This is a genomic window from Nocardia abscessus (genome assembly GCF_015477775.1).
In the GTDB taxonomy this organism is placed as follows: domain Bacteria; phylum Actinomycetota; class Actinomycetes; order Mycobacteriales; family Mycobacteriaceae; genus Nocardia; species Nocardia abscessus_A.
The window spans coordinates 150,993-170,110 of record NZ_JADLQO010000003.1 but is presented as its reverse complement, the minus strand read 5'-3'; the positions used below and the strand labels follow the sequence as shown (position 1 = coordinate 170,110).

The 19,118-nt window shown below is 70.7% G+C and carries 8 protein-coding genes; 3 read left to right on the top strand and 5 right to left on the bottom strand.

All coding sequences use genetic code 11. The annotated features are described in order from the left end of the window. Position 1: 1 nt before the first annotated feature. The gene (locus tag IU450_RS11430) at positions 2–322 is read right to left on the bottom strand and encodes an ArsR/SmtB family transcription factor (protein ID WP_195149753.1); all 321 of its coding nucleotides are present in this window, start codon (positions 320–322) and stop codon (positions 2–4) included. Positions 323–507: 185 nt separating this feature from the next. Between IU450_RS11430 and IU450_RS11425 the strand changes: the two genes are divergently transcribed. Further along, positions 508–1,224 (top strand): M23 family metallopeptidase, encoded by a 717-nt coding sequence (locus IU450_RS11425; RefSeq protein ID WP_195149752.1) that lies wholly within the window; start codon positions 508–510, stop codon positions 1,222–1,224. Between the two features lie 272 nt (positions 1,225–1,496). Beyond that, entirely contained in the window at positions 1,497–2,576 is a 1,080-nt protein-coding gene (locus tag IU450_RS11420; protein ID WP_195149751.1) for a hypothetical protein, read from the top strand. Here the strand turns inward: IU450_RS11420 and IU450_RS11415 are convergent. Then, positions 2,548–2,868, bottom strand: a complete 321-nt coding sequence (locus IU450_RS11415) for a hypothetical protein (protein ID WP_195149750.1) — start codon at positions 2,866–2,868, stop codon at positions 2,548–2,550. The genes IU450_RS11420 and IU450_RS11415 overlap by 29 nt on opposite strands. 243 nt (positions 2,869–3,111) lie before the next feature. Here IU450_RS11415 and IU450_RS11410 point away from each other — a divergent pair, with 243 nt between their 5' ends. Next, positions 3,112–3,447, top strand: coding sequence for an RNA polymerase-binding protein RbpA (locus IU450_RS11410; protein WP_043719627.1), 336 nt, complete (start codon positions 3,112–3,114; stop codon positions 3,445–3,447). Between the two features lie 75 nt (positions 3,448–3,522). Here IU450_RS11410 and IU450_RS11405 read toward each other — a convergent pair whose 3' ends face one another. The 3 genes from IU450_RS11405 to IU450_RS11395 all read right to left on the bottom strand — a co-directional run bounded on the left by IU450_RS11405 (position 3,523) and on the right by IU450_RS11395 (position 19,033). Further along, the gene (locus IU450_RS11405) at positions 3,523–4,305 is read right to left on the bottom strand and encodes an ABC transporter permease (protein ID WP_195150023.1); all 783 of its coding nucleotides are present in this window, start codon (positions 4,303–4,305) and stop codon (positions 3,523–3,525) included. A gap of 89 nt (positions 4,306–4,394) precedes the next feature. Next, complete coding sequence (locus tag IU450_RS11400) at positions 4,395–5,387, bottom strand: ATP-binding cassette domain-containing protein (RefSeq protein ID WP_195149749.1); 993 nt, start codon at positions 5,385–5,387, stop codon at positions 4,395–4,397. Continuing rightward, positions 5,384–19,033, bottom strand: coding sequence for an amino acid adenylation domain-containing protein (locus IU450_RS11395; RefSeq protein WP_195149748.1), 13,650 nt, complete (start codon positions 19,031–19,033; stop codon positions 5,384–5,386). Before IU450_RS11395 ends, IU450_RS11400 begins: the two co-directional genes overlap by 4 nt. Positions 19,034–19,118: the final 85 nt, after the last annotated feature.

The following is a 19,118-nucleotide window of genomic DNA, read 5'->3' as shown; positions in this document are numbered from 1 at the left end:
GTCACGCGCTCGCCGTCGCGGCGGTCCGCAGCGCCGCGGAGTACGCGGCGATCGCACTCGGCCAGAACTGCTCGAGGTAGTCGCGGGCATCGGCGAGGCCGCGCGGGTCCAAGGAGTACAGCCTGCGGTTGCCTTCCGGGTGCATCATGACCAGCCGCGCCTCGCGCAGCACCCGCAGATGCTGAGAGACCGCCGAGCTGCTCACGCCTACTTCTTCGGCGAGCTCGCCGACCGAGCGCGCGGCCTGCGGCAACGCCTCGAAGATCGCGCGGCGAGTCGGGTCCGCCAGCGCTGTCAGAGCACGAACTCCATTAGTCGCCACTCATCCAGTGTGATCAACTGGCGTTTCGCTGGTCAACTGTTGGGTAATACGACATAGCCCCAGTTCGCGCATGGAAACGTAGGTGCTTCGTTACCTCCCCGTGACCGACGAGCTGGGCGTTTATCGACCCGTGACGGTAGCCACAGGATTGCAGAACGGGCGCGCCGCTGTCGTACGTTCGATTCATGCCCGTGACCTTTCCGTTACCGATCCGTCGCGGCGTGACCCGGTTCCGCCGCCATCGCGCCGCCACACGCGTGGTCGCCGCCTCCGCGATCGTCACCGCGTCGGTCGGCATCCTCGCCGCCGCCCAACAGGACCAGAACGCCGACGCTTCGGCCCGCCTCGTCGCGGGCAAGATCGCCTCCGGCGAGATCCGCCCCGCCCAGAACATGGCCCAGTTCGCCACCTTCACCCAGGACGAAACGCAACCTCCGCAGGCCGCCCCCGAGCCCGCGCCGTGGGACCCGAACCGCATCGCGCAGGAGTTCGCCCGCCCGAAGACCGTCCGGCCCGTGGCCGGCGTGCTCACCTCGAACTTCGGCACCCGCTGGGGCGCGATGCACGCCGGACTCGACTTCGGTGACCCGCTCGGCGCGCCTATCGCCGCGGTCACCGACGGCGTGGTGATCGAAGCCGGTCCCGCGTCCGGCTTCGGCCTGTGGGTGCGTGTGCAGCAGGACGACGGCACCGTCGGCGTCTACGGCCACGTCAACGACATCCTCGCCGCCGTCGGCCAGCCGGTGCGCGCGGGCGACGTCATCGCGACCGTCGGCAACCGTGGCTACTCCACCGGCCCGCACCTGCACTACGAAGTCCATCTTCCCGGCGGCGAACCGATCGACCCGCGGCCCTGGCTGGCCGAGCGCGGCATCGACGTCGGATTTGCTCCGGAAGACTGATCCCGACCCCGGTCGCGAGACATGAGGGGCTTGCGAACAGACTCGGCGACAGAGCCGTCGCCTGCGACGGGCCGCGAACGCAACGACGCGTTCGCGGCCCGACTACGTTCGGGGCCGCACGCTCACGCATTCCCGCAGTAGCGGATCCGAACCTCGGCGACCGGTGACGGCTCTGCGGTATCGGCCGGATTTCCGCCCGATACCGGGGTACTAGACGCGAATAGCGCTGCGGCGGGACGACCGCCGAGGGCGGCGATTCCTACCTTCGGTCCATGTCCACAACACATTTCGTCGCCACACCGCAGGACGGGCCGTCGGCGCCACGGCCGCGCGGGCGCACGGAACCCGCGACACGTGCGCGACTGCACCGGCCGCTGCTGGGAACCGTTGCCGCGATGGGCGCGCTCGTCGTCTTCGCGCTCGCGGCGATGCTGGTCGACGACCGCACGCTGCTCGGCGAATCGGTATGGCTGAAACCGATGAAGTTCGGCCTGGCGTTCTTCCTCTACAGCCTCACCCTGGCCTGGCTGTTGTCGTTGCCGCACAAGGGAAGCCGGATCACCTGGTGGCTGGGCACCGTCTTCGCCGTCACCGGCGTCGTCGACGTCGGCTTCATCGTGCTGCAGGCCGCACGCGGCACGTTCAGCCACTTCAACACCGAGGACGATCCGGTGAACTCGATCGGGCAGGTGGTCTTCGCCTCCGGCGTGCCCGGCCTCTTCCTGGCCAACCTGCTCATCGTGTCGATCCTCGCCTGGCAGCGGTTGGTGGACCGGCCGACGGCGCGGGCGATCCATGCCGGCCTGGCGCTGGCCGTGGCGGGCATGGCGCTGGGTTACCTGATGGGCTTCACCGGCAAGCAACTCGTCCGCGACAGCGAAGGGCGGATCGTCGAGCTGGCCGCGGGCCACACGGTCGTGCCCGACGCGAGCGATCTCGCACCACGCGACGCCATGGGCGGCATGCCGCTCACCCACTGGAGCACCGTCGGCGGTGACCTGCGCGTTCCGCACTTCGTCGGCCTGCACGGCATCCAGGTGCTGCTGCTGGTAGCCGTCCTGCTCGCCTGGCTGGCCCCGCGCTACCGCTGGCTGCGCCCGGAGCGCACCCGCGCGGCCGTCGTCGGCGTGCTCGCCGCCGGGTACGCCGGTCTGCTGGCGCTCGTCTTCTGGCAGGCGATGCGCGCGCAGTCCCTGGTCCACCCGGACACGGCCACCTGGCTCGCGGCCTGCGGGCTCGCCGCGACCATCGCGGCGCTGCTCGGCGCGGTGTATCTGCGGTACCGGGCAGCCGACGCGCACGGCGGCGCGGCGGCGGAGCCGGTCAGCGCAGACGCTCCGCGTCGCGGGTGAGCTCGACCAGGGTCTTGCCCAGCGCCGCCAGCTCCTCGGGCGTCGCCCCCTCCTCGATGGCGGTGGCGACGTCCTCGGCGGCGCAGCGGGCGGCGAACCAGCGATCGGCCAGGTCCGCGGCCTCCTGGGCGCTGAGCACCACCGCGTCGTCGGGAATCCCGGTTCCCTTCAGGCTGTTGCGGTGTTCGTAGGCGCGTTGACGACAGGACTGACGGCAGTACCGGCGACGACGGCCGGCCTCCGATTCCACGATCTCCCGCCCACACCACTGGCAGGACAAGCGGCGCGACATGACGCAGAACACTAATAGCTCGCCGTCTGCGATCGGTTCAGCGACCCCGGCGAATCGTCCCGCGCCGGGCGTGGCGAGCTCGGCGCGCCGAGGGCACTACAATGGAACGGTTCGCCGCGGCCGCGTCGGGAACTATCGGCGCAGGCCCGATCGTTGTACATCAAGGTCCACCGAGCGCTCCGCGCGCTCGTGCGGACACCGTGGCAGCGCACGAAGACTCGAGCACACAGGGAGAGGCACACCATGGCAGATCGCGTACTCCGAGGCAGCCGGCTCGGAGCGGTGAGCTACGAGACCGATCGCGACCACGACCTGGCTCCGCGTCGGATCGCCCGCTACCGGACCGACAACGGCGAGGAATTCGACGTTCCGTTCGCCGACGACGCCGAGATCCCGCCGACCTGGCTGTGCCGCAACGGCCAGGAGGGCGTGCTGATCGAGGGCACCACCCAGGAGACCAAGAAGGTCAAGCCGCCGCGCACGCACTGGGACATGCTGCTGGAGCGCCGCAGCAAGGAGGAGCTCGAGGAGTTGCTCAAGGAGCGCCTCGAACTGCTCAAGACCCGCCGCCGCGCCTGACGGTCCGCGAACACCGAAACGGCCGCCGCATCGTTGGATGCGGCGGCCGTTCGCTGTCCCTGGTACGTACGCCGGTCAGTGGCTGGCCACCTTGCGGTAGCGCAGCAACGCCAGCGGCACGGCCAGCACGAGAATCGCCACCGAGCAGGCCGCCGCGTATTCGACGCAGTGATCGGCCGCCCAGCCGCTGGGCGGGACGAAACTGGGCGGCGAGTCGTTGTCGAACAGCTTGCGTCCCGCCGCCGAGACCGCGGTGATCGGATTCCACTCGGCGATCGTGCGCAGCGGGCCGGGCAGGGTCTCGGCGGAGATGAATGCCGAGGAGATGAACGTCAGGGGGAACAGCCAGATCAGCCCCGCACTCTGCGCCACCTCGACGGTCGGTGACAGCAAGCCGGTCAGCGCGCCGACCCAGGACATCGCGAACGCGAACAACAGGATCACCGCGAACGCCAGCGCGGCGTCGGTGACGCTGCCGTGGATGCGCCAGCCGACGATGTAGCCGCACCCGACCATCACGGCCAGGCTGAGGATGTTCACCACCAGATCCGACAGCGTACGACCCATCAGCACGGCCAGCCGGGACATCGGCAGCGCCCGCATCCGGTCGATGATGCCCTTCTGCAGGTCTCCGGCGAGACCTACCGTGGTGAACGCGGCGTTGAACGCGACCGTCTGCGTGAAGATACCCGCCAGCAGGAACTCCCGGTACTGGCCGCCGCCCAGCGAGGCGCCGAAGATGTAGGCGAACAGGAACACGAACATCAGCGGCTGAATCGTCGCGGTCACCAGCAGGGTGGGCACGCGCAGGATGGTCAGCAGATTGCGGTGCGCGACGATCGCGCTGTCCCGGAACAGCCGCAGCCGGGGACCGGGATCCGGCTGTGCCGCGGCTGCTTTCGGCTTCCGCTCCGCCTTCGGGGCTGCCTCCCCGACCATGGCCGCGCTCACGACATGATCTCCTCTTGTACGTCGTCGGTCTCCGGTTCCGCGGCGGGCGTGCCGCCGGGCTTGCCGGTGAGGGAAAGGAATACGTCATCGAGGCTGGGCCGGTGCACGTTCGCGTCGACCACGCAGACGCCCGCGTCGTCGAGCCTGCGCAGCGCCTCCACCATGGTGCGCGAGCCGTCGCCGACCACCACCGACACCTCGTCGGTGCCCGGCTCGTGCCCGGGCTCGCCCACGCCGACCTGCGTGAGCACCGCCAGCGCGGGCTCGGCGGCCTGCCCGGCGGCCAGGGTGACGGTGAGCCGGTCACCGCCGATCGAGGTCTTCAGCTCGTCGGCCGAGCCGCGGGCGATGACCCGCCCGTGGTCGATGACCGTGATGCGGTCGGCCAGCAGGTCGGCCTCTTCCAAATACTGCGTGGTCAGCAGCACCGTGGTGCCGTCGTCGACGAGGTCGCCGATCACCCGCCACATGTCCAGCCTGCCGCGCGGGTCCAAGCCGGTGGTCGGCTCGTCCAGCACCACCACGGAGGGCCGGGCGACCAGCGCACCCGCGAGGTCGAGCCGCCGGGCCATGCCGCCGGAGTAGGTGCCCGCCCTGCGGTGCGCGGCGTATTCGAGCCCGAGGGCGCCGAGCAGTTCCTCGGCCCTGGCGGTGGCCTGACGCGGGGACATCCCGTACAGCCGCGCGACCATGCGCAGATTCTCGTAACCGGACAGGTTGGTGTCGACCGCTGCGTACTGGCCGGACAGGCCGATCCGTTTGCGCGCCGCGGCGGGATCGCGCAGCACGTCGATGCCCGCCACCCGCACCGACCCGGCGGACGGCTTCAGCAACGTGGTGACGATGCGCACGGTCGTCGTCTTCCCCGCGCCGTTGGGACCGAGCAGGCCCATCACGGTACCGGTGGGGATTCGTAGGTCGACCTCGTCCAGCACGCGGGCCCGGCCGTAGTTCTTCACCAGGCCGGTGACCTCCACCGCCAAACTCACCTGCGCGTCTCCTTCGTCTCCAGCCACCTCCGCAGCACCGGCCCGATCACCGCCAGCGCTTCCGGCGTGGTCATCGCGGAGTGCGCGCAGCGCAGCTCGTGGTCGTGGACGGCGCCGGTGACGAACGGCTGCCAGGCGTCGGCGCGCCGGTCCGGGTCGGCCCGGTTGATCGGGTCGTCGCCCGCGGTGAAGAACAGCAGGTCGCCGTCGAAGGCGCGGGGCCGGAAACTGTGCGCGAGCACGGTGCCGTTGTCGTAGCCCGCGTAGAGCCGCTCCAGATGCTCCACGGTCAGCGCCGCGAACGGCCCGGACCGGGCGCGCAGCAATTCGGCCGCGTCCCGCAGGCTCATCTCCGGATCGATCTGCCCGTCGAGTTCGTCGCTGCCGAACTCACCGACGATCTCGGCGATGCTCGGGGTCGCGTGTTCGAGCAGGTCGTCGGACAGCCGGTAGCTGTCCATCATCGACAGCAGCGCGACCTCGTCGCCGCCCTCTTGCAGCTGTACCGCCATCTCCTGTGCGATCAGTCCGCCGAGCGACCAGCCGAGCAAGTGGTAGGGCCCCTCCGGCTGGATCTCCTTGATCGCGGCCACGTAGCGACTCGCGGCCTCATCGATCGACCCGTAGCCCTCTTCCCCTGCCACGTGCGGAGCCTGCAGTCCGTACACCGGCCGGTCCCCCGGGAGATGCGCGAGCAACCCCGAATAGCACCAAGCCAGGCCGATCGCCGGATGCACACAGAACAGTGGCGCCTGACTCGTCGCGGTGCTCGGACGGATCGGCAGCACCGGCGCCAGCATCGCCGCCACCGCGGCGCCCGAGGACGCGCCCGTCCCGTCCAGCCGCGCGGCGATGGCCGCGGGCGTCGCGTCGCCGAACATCAATTGCACCGGCAGGTCGATGCCGGTTACACGCACGTGCGCAACCACTTTCGTGGCCAGCAGCGAGTTGCCGCCGAGTTCGAAGAACCCGTCGTCCACGCCCACCGATTCCACGCCGAGCACCTCGGCGAAGGCGGCGCACAGCGCCTCCTCCGTCGGAGTGGAGGGCGCGCGGTAGCCCTCGCCCGCGGTGAACACCGGCTCCGGCAGCTTCGCCCGATCCAGCTTGCCCACCGGGTTCAGCGGTACGTCGTCGAGCAGCATGATCGACTGCGGCACCATGTAATTCGGCACCAGCCCGGCCAGATGCCCGGTCAGCTCCGCCGCCGTGAGCGACACGCCGTCGCGCGGCTTCACGTACGACACCAACGCCGTCGCACCCGCCGGGGTGCGATGCCCGATGGTGGTGGAGAACGCCACCGCGCCGTGGCGGGCGAGCGCGGCGTCGATCTCGCCGAGTTCGATACGGAAACCGCGGATCTTGACCTGATGGTCGGTGCGGCCGACGTACTGGATCTCCTGCGCACCGTCCGACGGCCCGTGCTCCCGCGACCCGGCCCACCAGCGCACCAGATCGCCGGTGCGGTACATCCGCTCCCCCGGCTTGCCGAACGGATTGGCGACGAACCGCTGAGCGGTGAGGCCGGGACGGTTCAGATAGCCGCGGGCCAGCGCGTCACCCGCGAGGTGCAGCTCGCCGGTCACCCCGATCGGAGCCGGATGCAGTCGCGCGTCGAGGATCGCCGCGTTGACCCCGCGGATGGGTCCGCCGATGGTGATCGGCTCGCCCGGCGTCATCGGCTGCGAGATGACGGTCACGATGGTGGTCTCGGTGGGGCCGTAGACGTTGTACAGGCTGCGGTCGGGCGCCCATCTGGTCACCAGGTCCGGCGGCAGCGCCTCGCCGCCGACCAGCACGTGCTGCAACTCGGTGAGCCCGGTGGGGTCGACCGTGCCGAGAGCGGAGGTGGTGATGAACGCGTGGGTGATCCGCTCCCCGGCGAAGATCTGCCGCAGCTCGTCGCCGCCCACCACGCCGGTGGGGGTGATCACCAGGGTCGCCGCGCCGCCGAGGGACAGCAGTAGATCGAGCATCGCGGCGTCGAAGCTCGGCGTGGCGAAGTGCAGGACACGGCAGCCCGGCTGGACGTCGAACCGGTAGGCGGTCTCGGCGGCGAAGTTCGACAAGCCGCCGTGGGTGACCATCACGCCCTTCGGCGTGCCGGTCGAACCGGAGGTGTAGATCACGTAGGCCGGGTTGTCGATCCGCAACGGCGCGAGGCGCTCGGTGTCGGCGATCGGCGCGTCCGGCGCGTCCAGCACGAGTCCGCGGAACGCCGGATCGTCGAGCACGATCCACTCCGTGTCCTCGGGCAGCTCGGCGTGGTAGCCCGCCAGCGTGATGCCGAGCGCCGCACCGGAATCCGACAGCATGTGCGCGATGCGCTGCTGCGGGTACAACGGGTCGACCGGGACGAACGCCGCACCGGCCTTGGCCACCGCCAGTACCGTCGCCACCGACTCGATCGACCGCGGAATGCCGAGCGCCACCAGCGTTTCCGGGCCCACGCCGCGCCGGATGAGCACCCGCGCCAGCCGGTTCGTCCAGCGATCCAGCGCGTCGTAGGTCACCTCCGTGCCGTCGGAGACCAGGGCGACCGCGGCGCGATCGACGCAGGCCGCTTGCTCGAACACCTCGGGGAAGGTGATCGGCCGGTCCGGTTTGGCACCGCGCACCGGGGCCAGCCCCGACCACTCGGCGGGGTCGAGCAGTTCCAGATCGCCCACGGCGGTGGTCGGGTTCGCGGCGATCGCGGCGAGCAGCCGGGTGAGGCGCTTGCCGAGCCGCTGCGCGGTCGGCTCGTCGAACAGATCCATCGCGTAGTTCACCGCGACCGTGATGCCGGCCGGATCGCGTTGCGCGGTCTGCGTTTCGGTGAGGGTGAACTGGAGATCGAACTTGGCGATCCCGGTGTCGATATCAGCGGCCTCGATGCGCAGCCCCGGCAGGTCCAGTCCGCCGACCGGCTCGTTGCGGACCGAGAGCATCACCTGGAACATCGGATGGTGCGCCTGGGACCTGGCCGGGTTGAGCACCTCCACCAGGCGCTCGAACGGCAGGTCGGCGTGGGCGAAGGCGTCGAGGTCGGTTTCGCGCACCGCGTGCAGCAGGTCGGTGAACCGGGCGCCCGGGTCGATCCGGGTACGCAGCACCAGCGTGTTGACGAACATGCCGATCAGCCGGTCCAGTGCCGGGTGCCCGCGGCCCGCGATCGGGGTGCCGACGGTGATGTCGTCGGTCGCGGTCATCCGGTGCAGCAGCACCGCCAGCGCGGCGTGCAGGACCATGAACAGGCTGACGTTGTTGCTGCCCGCGATCGTCTGCAGTTCGCGGTGGGTGACCGGGTCCACCGCGCACTCCACGGTGCCGCCCCGGTAGGACGGGGTGGGCGGACGCGGCCGGTCGGCCGGTACGGTCAGCAGCTCGGGAATGCCGTCCAGGGTGTGCCGCCAATAGTCCAGCTGCTTGCGCACCGCGGCGTCCGGATCGTCCTCGCTGCCGAGCACGTCCTGCTGCCACAGGGTGTAGTCGGCGTACTGGACCTCGAGCTCGGCCCACTCCGGCGCGCCGCCCGCGCAGGCGGCGCGGTAGGCGACGGCGACGTCGGTCGCCATCGGCTCCAGCGACCAGCCGTCCATCGCGATGTGGTGTACGACCACGACGAGAACGTGCTCGGCGGGCGCCGACGAGTCGCGCGCGGTCGACACCGACAGCAGCGCCGCGCGGATCGGCACGGTGGCGGCCAGATCGAATCCCGGTGCGGCGAAACGCCGTACGGCGGCGTCGAGCTCGTCGGGCCGCACCTTCACCCGCGTCAGCGGGATCGCCGACTCGGAGGGGTCGAGCACGACCTGGGCGGGTGCACCGTCGGTCTCCGGGAACACCGTGCGCAGGGTTTCGTGCCTGGCCTGCACGGCGTGCAGCGCGGCGACCAGCGCGTCGACGTTCAGGCTGCCGGTCATGCGCAGTACGAGCGGGACGTTGTAGGCGCCTGCCGACTGTCCCCCGGTCGAGGTGCCGCCCGCATTGAAGCGGTTGAGGAACCACAGCCGTCGCTGCGCGGCCGACAGCGGGATACGCTCCGGGCGCTCCCGGCGCACCAGTGCGGGCCGGACCACCTCGGACTCGGTGCCCGCGGCCAGCAGCTCGGCGAGCCCTGCCACGGTCGGCGTGGCGAACACGGTGCGCACGGCGAGCCGCACGTTCGTCGCCGCGGCCAGCCGGGCGACGAGCTGCGTCGCCAGCAGCGAGTTTCCGCCGACGTCGAAGAAGCTGTCGTCGGCGCGCACGTCGTCCGCGCCGACCAGCTCACCCATCACCGCGGCGACCAGGCGCTCCGCGTCGGTCTGTGGTTCGCGACCGGTCGAGTCCGCGAAGTGCGGGTCGGGCAGGGCGCTGATGTCCAGCTTCCCGACCGGGGTCAGCGGGATGGTGTCCAGCACCGTGACACCGGCAGGCACCATGTGCGCGGGCAGTCGGCGAGCGACTGAGGCGCGCAACTCCTCGGGGTCCACCCCGGCCGCGCGGTCGGCCGGCTGGACGTAGGCGACGATCCGGTCGGCGCCCGCGATGCGGCGCACCTCGGTGTGCGCGAACCGCACGGACGGATGTTCGCCGAGCACGGCGGTGATCTCGCCGAGTTCCACCCGGAAACCGCGCAGCTTCACCTGGTGGTCGGTGCGGCCGAGGTAGACCAGTTCGCCCGCGGCGGTCCAGCGCACCACGTCACCGGTCCGGTACATCCTGGCGCCCGCCGGGCCGTACGGGTCGGCGACGAATCGTGTCGCGGTGAGTCCGAACCGGTCGAAGTAGCCACGCGCGAGGCCGTGCCCCGCGAGGTACAGCTCGCCGGGGACGCCGACGGGCACCGGCCGCAACCGCTCGTCGAGCACCAATCCCTGGGCGCCACGCACCAGGCTGCCGATAGTGATCGGCTCGCCCGCGCGCATCGGACCGGAGATCGTGATGACCACCGTGGTCTCGGTGGGCCCGTACACGTCGGCCATCACGCGTCCCGGCGCCCAGCGCGCCACCAGATCCGGCGCCACCGCCTCGCCGCCGACCATGAGGGCGCGCACGTGCGGCAGCGGCCAGCGTTCGCGGTCGATCGTGGCCAGCGCGGCCGGGGTCATGAAGCCGTGCGACACCCGTTCGCGCTCCATGAGCGCGGCCAGTTCGTCACCGCCGTAGATATCGGTCGGGCAGATCACCATCGCCGCACCGGCGCCCAGCGCGATCAGCAGATCGAGGATCGCCGCGTCGAAACTGGGCGTCGCGAAATGCAGCGTGCGCGAGTGCTCGTCCACGCCGATGCGGTCGCGGATCTCGTCGGCCAAGTTGGACAGGCCGCTGTGGGTCACCGCGACGCCCTTGGGGGTTCCGGTGGACCCCGAGGTGTAGACCAGGTAGGCCAGATCGGCGACCTGGATGGTGCGCGAGCGCTCGTGATCGTCGATCGGCGCGTCGTCGTGTCCGTCGAGTTCGGCGGCGAACTCGGGGCGGTCCAGCAGCAACCACTCGGTGTGGCGCTGCGCGGGGGCGCCCGCGCGCAGTTGTGGCATATGCGCCGACACGGTGACACCGATCGCGCAACCGGAGTCGGCGAGCATGTGCTGGATGCGGTCGGCGGGGTACTTCGGGTCGACCGGCACGAACGCGGCGCCGGACTTCGCCGCGGCCAGCATCGCCACCACCGAGTCGATCGAGCGGGCGAGCCCGAGCGCCACGCGGGTGCCGGGACCGAGTCCGCGTGCGATCAGCGCGCGCGCCAGCCGATTCGAGCGCCGGTCGAGTTCGGAGTAGGTGAGCGTGGTCGTGCCCGCGCAGAGCGCCGTGTTGTGCGGATACCGCTGCGCGGTCGCGGTGAAGTACGCCGCCAGGGTGGACGGCGGGGCCGCCTGCTCGCCACGCGCCGGGGCGAGGGTACGACGCTCGTGCTCGGTGCGCGCGTCGACGTCGCGGACCAGGACGCGCGGATCGCCGGTGACGGCGGTGAGCACGCGCAGGAACCGGTCGGCCAGTGTCTCGATCGTCCGTGCGTCGAAAAGCTCGGTGGCGTACACGAATTCGAAGACGCTGTCCGGCTCGCCCGGGAGCGAGCCCGGATCGACGGCGTCGTTCGAGACGCGCAGCTCCAGGTCGAATTTCGCCAGTGCGATGTCCAACGGCTCCGCGCGCAGCGCGAGGCCGGGCAGTTCCAGCGTCGGCGCCGGGCCGTCCTGCACACTCAGCGCCACCTGGAACAGCGGGTGACGGCCCGAGGAGCGTGCCTCGGAACCGAATTCCTCCACGATGCGCTCGAACGGGATGTCGGCATGCGCCATGGCGGCCAGTTCGGTGTCCCGGTCGGCGCGCAGCAAGTCGGCGAAGCTGCGATCGGGATGCACATCCGAGCGCAGCACCAGTGTGTTCACGAACATGCCGACGAGTTCGTCGAGCTTGGTGTCGTTACGCCCCGCCACCGGGGTGCCGATGACGATGTCGCGACCGCCGGTGACGCAGCGCAGCAGCACCGCGAACGCCGATCGCAGCACCATGAACTTGCTGACGCCCTGATCGCGGGCCATCCCGGCGAGCCCGCGCCGCACGTGCTCCGGCACCGTGAAGCGCACGGTCCCGGCCTGCTGAGTGGGCTCGAGCGGGCGCGGCCGATCGTAGGGCAGCGGCAACTGGTCGGGGATGTCCGCCAGTGCGGCGCGCCAGTAGGCCAGCTGGGTGGCCGCCGCGCTGTCCGGATCGGTTTCCGAGCCGAGGCAGGCCCGCTGCCACAGCCCGAAGTCGGCGTACTGCACCGGAAGCGGTGTCCAGGACGGCGCGTCGCCCTCGTGCCGTGCGGCGTAAGCGGCAGCCAGATCCCTGGTCAGCGGGCCGAGCGACCAGCCGTCGGCGGCGATGTGATGCACCACCACACCGAGCAGATGCCGCCCGGGTGCGGTGCGCAGCAGTGCCAGACGCACCGGTGTCTGCCTGGTGAGGTCGAAGCCGTTGTGCGCCAACGCTTCCAGCGCGGCCTTCGCACCGGAGTCATCGATGTCGGTGACCGCCAGGTCCGGCAGGGCGCGTTCGACCGGCAGCACCACCTGCTGCGGGCCGTCCGCGTCCTCCGGGAAGACGGTGCGCAGCACTTCGTGCCGCCGCACCACGTCGTTGAGCGCTTCCCGCAGTGCGGGCACGTCCAGGTCACCGGCGACGCGGATCACGAAAGCGATGTTGTAGGCACTCGATTCGGGCGCATATCGGTTGAGGAACCACAAACGCTGCTGCGGCAGCGACAATGGAAGACGTCCCGGACGCGGGGTCTGCACCGCCAGCGCCGGCCGCTGCGTCCGGGGCGCTCGATCCAGTTGCGCGGCAACCCCGGCGACCGTGGGCGCTTCGAAGATCGACCGCACCGGCAGCTCGACACCGAACTCCGCGTGCAGCGCGGCGGCGAGGCGGGTAGCCAGCAGCGAGTTGCCGCCGAGGTCGAAGAAGCTGTCCTCGGCTCCGGTGACCGGGCGGCCGAGCACCACGCCGAACACGCCCGCCACGGTCCGCTCCAGCTCGGTGCCGGGCGCGCGAGACGACCCGGCGGCGGCGAACACCGGCTCCGGCAATGCCTTTCGGTCCAGCTTGCCCGCCGGGGTGACCGGAATCTCGTCGAGCACCGCCACCGCCGCGGGCACCATGTAACCGGGCAATCGCCGGCGCGCGGTCTCCAGCACGTCCTGCGGCTCGACCGGCCGGTCGGCCGTGACATACGCCGCGAGCCGAACATGGCCGCGCTCGTCGGTGTGCACCACCGTCAACGCGAACCGGACGCCGGGATGCAGACGCAGCACGTTGTCGATCTCGCGCAGTTCGATGCGGAACCCGCGGATCTTGATCTGGTCGTCCGCGCGTCCGAGGAACCGCAGCTGCCCCGACCGCTCCACGACGACCAGGTCGCCCGTGCGGTACATCCGCTCGCCGCGCCTGCCGTGCGGACCGGCCACGAACCGCTGCGCGGTCAGACCGAAACGCCCGTGGTAGCCGCGGGCCACGCCGGGGCCGGACACGTACAGCTCGCCCGGCGTGCCCGGCGGCACCGGATGCAGGCGACCGTCCAGCACGAACAGTCGCATGCCCCGGACGGGCATACCGAGCGGCACCGGCTCGCCCGCCGCCATCGGACCGCTCGCGGTGGCCGCGACGGTGGCCTCCGAGGGACCGTACATGTTGTGCATGCGGTGCCCGGTGGTCCAGGTCTCGACGAGCTCCTCCGAGCAGGCGTCACCGCCGACGATGACCGTCTCCAGCTCGTCGAGCCCGTCGTTCGGCACGGTGGCCAGCGCGGCGGGGGTGACGAAGGCGTGGGTGACTCGCTCCTCGCGCAGCAGTGTGGCCAGCTCGGCGCCGCCGTACATGCCCCTGGGGGCGATCACCATCGTGGCGCCCGCGGCGAAGCCGAGCAGCATCTCCAGCACCGACGCGTCGAAGCTGGGCGAGGAGAAGTGCAGTGTGCGGGCCGCATCCGTGATACCGAACAGATAGTTCTGCTCGCCGGCGAGAGACGCGATGCCCGCGTGGGTGACCACGACCGCCTTGGGTGTTCCGGTGGAGCCGGAGGTGTAGATGAGGTACGCCGGGTGGCTCACCCGCATCGGGTGATGGCGCTCGTCGTCGGTGATCGGGTCCGCGGAATGGCCCGCGAGTTCGGCGGTCAGCTCGTCGGAGCCGAGGACCAGCCAGTCGACATGGACCTTGCGGTGTTTGCCCCGCGCCGCGGGCCAGGCGGGCATGGCGGCGAGGCATTCGGGGTCGGTCAGACCGAGCATCGCGCCGGAGTCGCCGATCATGTGCGCGATCCGCTCACCGGGGTAGCTCGGGTCGATCGGCACATACGCCGCACCGGTTTTGGCGACCGCCCATACCGCGGTGATCGCGTCGAGACCGCGCGGCAGCGCGATCGCGACAACCGTCTCGGGACCGGCGCCGTGCTCGATGAGGGCGCGCGCCAGCGCGTTCGATCGCTCGTCGAGTTCGCGGTAGGTGGTGTCGGCGCCGAGGTAGCGCACCGCCACCGCCTCCGGTATCCGGCGCGCGGTGGCGGTCAGCAAGGTGGCCAGCGTGATCGGCGGCTCGGCGGGTGCGCCCGCGATGGGCACCAGGTTCTCGGTCTCCCTGCGGTCCAGGATCGGCAGGTCACCCACCGGCAGTTCGGGGGCGGCCACGCCGCCTGCCAGCACCGCGATGAACCGGCGGGCGAACGACTGGATCGTGGACTGATCGAAAACATCCGTCGTATAGCCGAATTCGGCCGACAGCGGTCCGTCGCCCGAGTCGTCGTGGACGACCAGCTGCAAGTCGAACTTGGCCACGTCCGAGGCGATCGGCAGCACCTCGGCGCGCACACCGGGCAGATCGATCCGCAGATCCGGCGCGTGGTCGTAGGACAGCATCACCTGGAACAGCGGGTGGCGCGCCGGGGAACGCTCCGGGTTGACCAGATCGACCAGCCGCTCGAACGGCACGTCGGCGTTGGCGAAAGCGTTGAGATCGGTCTCCCGCACCACGTCGAGCATCCGATCGAAGCCTGCCGCCGGGTCGACCGCGGTGCGCAGGACGAGCGTGTTGACGAACATGCCGACGAGATCGTCGAGCGCCGGATCGGAGCGGCCTGCGATCGGCGTGCCGATCGCGACGTCACCGTTGGCGCACAGCCGCGACAGCAGCGTCGCCAGCGCCGCGTGCAGCACCATGAACATGCTCACGCCCCGGCTGGCCGCGAGTTCGATAGCGGCGCGGCGGATCTCGGCGGGAATGGTGAACTCGACCCGGCCGCCGACGGTCGATCTGTGCAGTGGGCGCGGGCGGTCCAGCGGTAGGTCGAGCTGCTCGGGGAGCCCGGCCAGCGCCGAGCGCCAGTGCGTCAGCTGGCGGCTGAGCGCACTGGCGGGATCCGTTTCCTCACCGAGCAATTCGCGCTGCCAGAGCGCGAAGTCGGCATACTGCACCGGCAGCTGCGTCCACTGCGGCGCGACGCCCTTCGCGCGCGCCGCCACCGCCGTCATCAGGTCTTTGGCCAACGGCGCGATGGACCATCCGTCACCGCAGATGTGATGCAGCACGATGAGGAAGACGTGCCGCTGCGGGCCGGTGCGGTAGAGCGCCACCCGGACCGGGGCCTGGCTGCGCAGGTCGAAGCCGTAGCCGGCGAACTCGGTCGCCAAGCCGGCCACTTCGTCGGCCGTGGCGTCGATGGGGTCGAGCGTCAGCGGGATCGCCTGCGCCGGGTGGATCAGCTGGTAGGGCCCTTCGGGCGACTCGGGGAACGTGGTGCGCAGACTCTCGTGCCGCTCGATGACGTCGACGAGGCCCGCGCGCAACGCGGCCACGTCCAGTGGCCCTTCCACCTCGACGGCCAGCGGCATGTTGTACGCGGCGGCGTGTTCGGAGAACCGGTTCAGGATCCACAGCCGCTGTTGGGCCTGGGACAACGGAATTCGCTCCGGCCGCTCGGCGGGGGCAAGTCGCGGCGAGGAGGCGTCGACGGTCTGGGTGGCGAAACGCCGGGTGAGCGCCTCGATCGTCGCGGCCTCGAACAGGTCCCGGATGGTCAGCGCGGTGCCGAGGGCGGCGTTGATCCTGGCCACCGCCCGCGCGGCGATGAGCGAGTTGCCGCCCATGTCGAAGAAGCTGTCCTCGATGCCGACGTCGGTGTCGAGGACCTCGGCGAAGATGCCCGCCAAGACCCGCTCGACCTCGGTGCGCGGTTCGGCGATCGGCCGTATCGAGCGCACGCCGGTGACGGGGGCGGGCAGCGCCTTGCGATCGATCTTGCCGTTGGCGCTCAGTGGTAGCTCGTCGAGTTCCATCAGCGTGGAGGGCACCATGTACCCGGGCAGCGTGTGGCGCAGGGTGGTGAGCAGCGCGGCCGTGTCCAGCCGGGCGGCGTCGTCCTCGTGCTTCGCCGCGACCACGTAGGCGACCAGTTCGTCACCGGTGCGTCCGGTGTGCGCCACGCACACCGCGCGAGCGACCTTCGGGTCATCGAGCAGAGCGGCCTCGACCTCACCGAGCTCGATGCGCAGACCACGGATCTTCACCTGGAAGTCGCTGCGGCCCAGGTATTCCAGCACACCCGGCTCGGCGGCGGAGCGGCCGATCTGCCAGCGGGCCAGGTCGCCGGTGCGATACATCCGGGAGCCCGGAGTGAAGGGGTTGGCCACGAAACGGTCCGCGGTCAGCCGCGGCTGCCCCAGATAGCCGCGGGCCAACTGCACGCCGGCGAGGTACAGTTCGCCGACCACGCCGGGCGGGACGGGCTGCAACCGATCGTCCAGCACGTAGGTCTGGGTGTTCCACACCGGCGAGCCGATCGGCACGGCGCTCGCGTCGGGCGGGCACGCCCAGTAGGTGACATCCACGGCGGCCTCGGTCGGGCCGTACAGGTTGTGCAGTTCGGCGGCGGGTAACGCCGCGTAGAACTCCCGCACCGCCGCGGCGGGCAGCGCCTCGCCGCTGCAGAACACCCGGTGCAGGCCCGCGCAGCCGTCCAGATCCGCCTCGGTGACGAACACCGAGAGCATGGATGGCACGAAATGCGCTGTCGTGATGCCTTTTTCGGCGATGATCCGCGCGAGGTACGCCGGGTCGCGGTGGCCGTCCGGGGCGGCGACGACCAGGCGCGCCCCGATCTGTAAGGGCCAGAAGAACTCCCATACCGAGACGTCGAAGGTGGCGGGGGTCTTCTGCAGCACCGCGTCGGCGCGCTCCAACGGATACTCGTGCTGCATCCAGCGCAGGCGGTTGACGATCGCGGCGTGCGGCACGCCGACGCCCTTGGGTGTTCCGGTCGATCCGGAGGTGAAGATCACGTAGGCGAGATGGCCGGGGCGCAACGCGGCCCTGCGGTCGGCGTCGGTGACCGGCGCGTCGTCGAAGTCCGCCACCTGCGCGGTGTCGACGTCCAGCCGGGTGGCGATCGCGGGCAGCTCGACCTCGTCGCGGGCGGCGGTGAGCACGCACAGCGGCTGGGCCTGACGCACGATCTGCCCGATCCGCTCGGCAGGGTGCTCGGGGTCCAGCGGCAGATAGGCCGCGCCCGCCTTGACGATCGCGTACATGCCGACCACCAGCTCGATGCTGCGGCGCAGGCACAGACCGACCGTGGTGTCGGGCCCGGCGCCGCGCTCGATGAGCAGCCGGGCCAGGCGGTTGGCGCGCGCGTCGAGTTCGGCGTAGGTCAGCGTCTCGTCGCCGAATTCCAGCGCGACGGTGTGCGGGTCGGACGCCACCCGCTCGGCGAACACGCTCGCCAGCGTGCCGTCCTGCCGGGGCGCCTCGGTGGCGTTCCAGCCGTCCACGACCCACTGCCGCTCGGCGCCGGTGATCGCGGCAAGCGACTCGGCGGGCGTCGTCACCTCGGCCGCCAGGAACCGGCCGAGGAAGTCCAGGTAGCGCGCGTGATGCACGCTGACCTCCGCCTCACCGTAGAGTCGGGGGTTGGCTTCGAAGTCGACGTGCAAGCGCCCGCCCGCGCCGTTGTAGACGTTGACCGAGAGGTCTTCCACCGGGCCGGTGGCCAGCACGTGCATGGAGCCGACCAGGCTGCCGAATCGCAGCTCGTCGTGGAAGAGCATCAGGTTGACCATCGGGCCGAAGAATCCGCGGGCGTCGCGGGAGTAGCCGCTGTCGCGCCGGATGTCGTCGTGCCGGTAGCGCTGATGACGCAGGGCGCCGGTGATCTGGAGTTCGGCCGCCTTCACCAGGTCGCCGATCGTGGTCGTCTCGTCGAACTTCAGCCGGATCGGCACGACGTTGGAGATCACGCCCGCCGAGCGGCGCAGCGACACCGTGGTGCGCGCCGAGACCGGCAGGCTCAGGACCACGTCCGAGTTGCCCGTCACCGACCGCACGTAGGCGGCCAGCGCCGCGACGAACATCGCCGAATCGGTGGTGTTCCACGCGCTGGTCGCCGCGCCGATCGCGGCGTGCTGTTCGTCGTCGAGCACGGCGGTGGCCAGCCTGCGGCCCGCGTCGTGGGTGGCCGCGCCGAGCCGGGCGCCGCCCAGGCTCACCGGCTCGCCCACGCCCGAGAGCTGCCCGAGCCAGTACTCGCGATCGTTCTGGAAGCGGCTCGAGTCGTGGTAGCGCGCCTCGTCGGCGTAGATCTCGGCCAGCGGCGTCGCCCGCGAGGCGACCGGCTCGGTCTGGTTCTCCAGTGCGGTGTAGATCTCCGCGGTACGGGTGAGCGCGTTCATCGCGCCATAGCCGTCGATCACGATGTGGTGGGCGTACGAATACCAGATGTAGTCGGCGTCGCCGATGCGCAGGACGGCGTTGGAGGTCAGCGGGTCGCGTTCCAGGTCGATCGGCGCACTCGTGTGCTCGTGCATCCAGCGCAGCGCCGCGGCGTACGGATCGGTCTCGCCGCGCAGATCGATGCGCACCCAGCCCGGCCGGTGGACCGGATCCACGATCTGATACGGAGTGCCATCCTCCTCCACCAGGCGAACCTGACCCACCTGGGTCTCGGCACCGAAACGCTCGATCGCGTACAGCAGCCGTCCCTCGTCCAAGTCACCGTGGATCTCGACGTACTGGGAGATCGTCAACGGTACGTCGGGACGAATGCGCTGCGCGTACCAGAGAGCTGTCTGGGCGGGTGACAGAGCAAACGGTTGTGCCGAAAATTCGCCGGATGAACATTGGTCGACGCGATCCGTGGCCAATGAACTCATCAATCACTCCGTTCTGCCGCTGTTGACGCAACTCCCCGAGCACCGCCCCAGCAAGCGCACGCGCGCCATCTGGAGGACGTGATCC